The 3,186-nt window shown below is 56.6% G+C and carries 1 rRNA gene; it reads left to right on the plus strand.

Features of this window, described 5'->3' with window-relative positions:
• The first annotated feature begins 35 nt into the window (after nt 1–35).
• Nucleotides 36–3,154, plus strand: a 23S ribosomal RNA gene (locus ACQKM2_RS40575).
• Nucleotides 3,155–3,186: the final 32 nt, after the last annotated feature.

Here is a 3,186-nt window from a genome sequence, read left to right on the forward strand (position 1 = left end):
TACTTGAGAACTACACAGTGGACGCGAGCATCTGTGGCCAAGTTTTTAAGGGCGCACGGTGGATGCCTTGGCACCAGGAACCGATGAAGGACGTGAGAGGCCGCGATAGGCCCCGGGGAGCTGCCAACTGAGCTTTGATCCGGGGGTGTCCGAATGGGGAAACCCGGCAGTCGTCATGGGCTGTCACCCACTGCTGAACACATAGGCAGTGTGGAGGGAACGAGGGGAAGTGAAACATCTCAGTACCCTCAGGAAGAGAAAACAACCGTGATTCCGGGAGTAGTGGCGAGCGAAACCGGATGAGGCCAAACCGTATGCGTGTGATACCCGGCAGGGGTTGCGCATGCGGGGTTGTGGGAATGAGCTTTCACAGTCTGCCGGCTGTGAGGCGAGTCAGAAACCGTATGGATAGGCGAAGGACATGCGAAAGGTCCGGCGTAGAGGGTAAGACCCCCGTAGCTGAAATCTGTACGGCTTGCTTGCTCATCTCCCAAGTAGCACGGGGCCCGAGAAATCCCGTGTGAATCTGGCGGGACCACCCGCTAAGCCTAAATATTCCCTGGTGACCGATAGCGGATAGTACCGTGAGGGAATGGTGAAAAGTACCGCGGGAGCGGAGTGAAATAGTACCTGAAACCGTGTGCCTACAAGCCGTGGGAGCGTCGGATGCAGCTTGCTGTATCTCGTGACTGCGTGCCTTTTGAAGAATGAGCCTGCGAGTTAGCGGTGTGTAGCGAGGTTAACCCGTGTGGGGAAGCCGTAGCGAAAGCGAGTCCGAATAGGGCGATTGAGTTGCACGCTCTAGACCCGAAGCGGAGTGATCTAGCCATGGGCAGGTTGAAGCGGAGGTAAGACTTCGTGGAGGACCGAACCCACCAGGGTTGAAAACCTGGGGGATGACCTGTGGTTAGGGGTGAAAGGCCAATCAAACTCCGTGATAGCTGGTTCTCCCCGAAATGCATTTAGGTGCAGCGTCGTGTGTTTCTTGCCGGAGGTAGAGCACTGGATAGGCGATGGGCCCTACCGGGTTACTGACCTTAGCCAAACTCCGAATGCCGGTAAGTGAGAGCACGGCAGTGAGACTGTGGGGGATAAGCTCCATGGTCGAGAGGGAAACAGCCCAGAGCATCGACTAAGGCCCCTAAGCGTACGCTAAGTGGGAAAGGATGTGGAGTCGCAGAGACAACCAGGAGGTTGGCTTAGAAGCAGCCACCCTTGAAAGAGTGCGTAATAGCTCACTGGTCAAGTGATTCCGCGCCGACAATGTAGCGGGGCTCAAGCGTACCGCCGAAGTCGTGTCATTGCAGCAATAGGGCCAACGCCCGCTGTGATGGGTAGGGGAGCGTCGTGTGCCGGGTGAAGCAGCAGCGGAAGCTAGTTGTGGACGGTTCACGAGTGAGAATGCAGGCATGAGTAGCGATACACACGTGAGAAACGTGTGCGCCGATTGACTAAGGGTTCCTGGGTCAAGCTGATCTGCCCAGGGTAAGTCGGGACCTAAGGCGAGGCCGACAGGCGTAGTCGATGGACAACCGGTTGATATTCCGGTACCCGCTTTGAAACGCCCAATATCGAATCCTCTGATGCTAAGCCCGTGAAGCCGTTCCGGACCCTTCGGGGAAAGGAAAGTGGTGGAGCCGGCGATCCAAGGTGGTAGTAGGTAAGCGATGGGGTGACGCAGGAAGGTAGTCCAGCCCGGGCGGTGGTTGTCCCGGGGTAAGGGTGTAGGCCGTGTGGTAGGCAAATCCGTCACACGTTAAGGCTGAGACCTGATGCCGAGCCGATTGTGGTGAAGTGGATGATCCTATGCTGTCGAGAAAAGCCTCTAGCGAGTTTCATGGCGGCCCGTACCCTAAACCGACTCAGGTGGTCAGGTAGAGAATACCGAGGCGTTCGGGTGAACTATGGTTAAGGAACTCGGCAAAATGCCCCCGTAACTTCGGGAGAAGGGGGGCCATTCCTGGTGATGAGACTTGCTCTCTGAGCTGGGGGTGGCCGCAGAGACCAGCGAGAAGCGACTGTTTACTAAAAACACAGGTCCGTGCGAAGCCGTAAGGCGATGTATACGGACTGACGCCTGCCCGGTGCTGGAACGTTAAGGGGACCGGTTAGTGACCTTTCGGGGTTGCGAAGCTGAGAACTTAAGCGCCAGTAAACGGCGGTGGTAACTATAACCATCCTAAGGTAGCGAAATTCCTTGTCGGGTAAGTTCCGACCTGCACGAATGGCGTAACGACTTCTCGACTGTCTCAACCATAGGCCCGGTGAAATTGCACTACGAGTAAAGATGCTCGTTTCGCGCAGCAGGACGGAAAGACCCCGGGACCTTTACTACAGTTTGATATTGGTGTTCGGTTCGGCTTGTGTAGGATAGGTGGGAGACTTTGAAGCAGCCACGCCAGTGGTTGTGGAGTCGCCGTTGAAATACCACTCTGGTCGTGCTGGATGTCTAACCTCGGTCCGTGATCCGGATCAGGGACAGTGTCTGATGGGTAGTTTAACTGGGGCGGTTGCCTCCCAAAGGGTAACGGAGGCGCCCAAAGGTTCCCTCAGCCTGGTTGGCAATCAGGTGTTGAGTGTAAGTGCACAAGGGAGCTTGACTGTGAGACCGACGGGTCGAGCAGGGACGAAAGTCGGGACTAGTGATCCGGCGGTGGCTTGTGGAAGCGCCGTCGCTCAACGGATAAAAGGTACCCCGGGGATAACAGGCTGATCTTCCCCAAGAGTCCATATCGACGGGATGGTTTGGCACCTCGATGTCGGCTCGTCGCATCCTGGGGCTGGAGTCGGTCCCAAGGGTTGGGCTGTTCGCCCATTAAAGCGGTACGCGAGCTGGGTTTAGAACGTCGTGAGACAGTTCGGTCCCTATCCGCTGTGCGCGTAGGAATATTGAGAAGGGCTGTCCCTAGTACGAGAGGACCGGGACGGACGAACCTCTGGTGTGCCAGTTGTCCTGCCAAGGGCATGGCTGGTTGGCTACGTTCGGGAGGGATAACCGCTGAAAGCATCTAAGCGGGAAGCCTGCTTCAAGATGAGTATTCCCACCTCCTTGAGAGGGTAAGGCTCCCAGTAGACGACTGGGTTGATAGGCCAGATGTGGAAGCCCGGTAACGGGTGGAGCTGACTGGTACTAATAGGCCGAGGGCTTGTCCTCAGTTGCTCGCGTCCACTGTGTTAGTTCTGAAG

It is taken from the genome of Streptomyces sp. NPDC004126, from assembly GCF_050275515.1.
GTDB lineage: Bacteria > Actinomycetota > Actinomycetes > Streptomycetales > Streptomycetaceae > Streptomyces.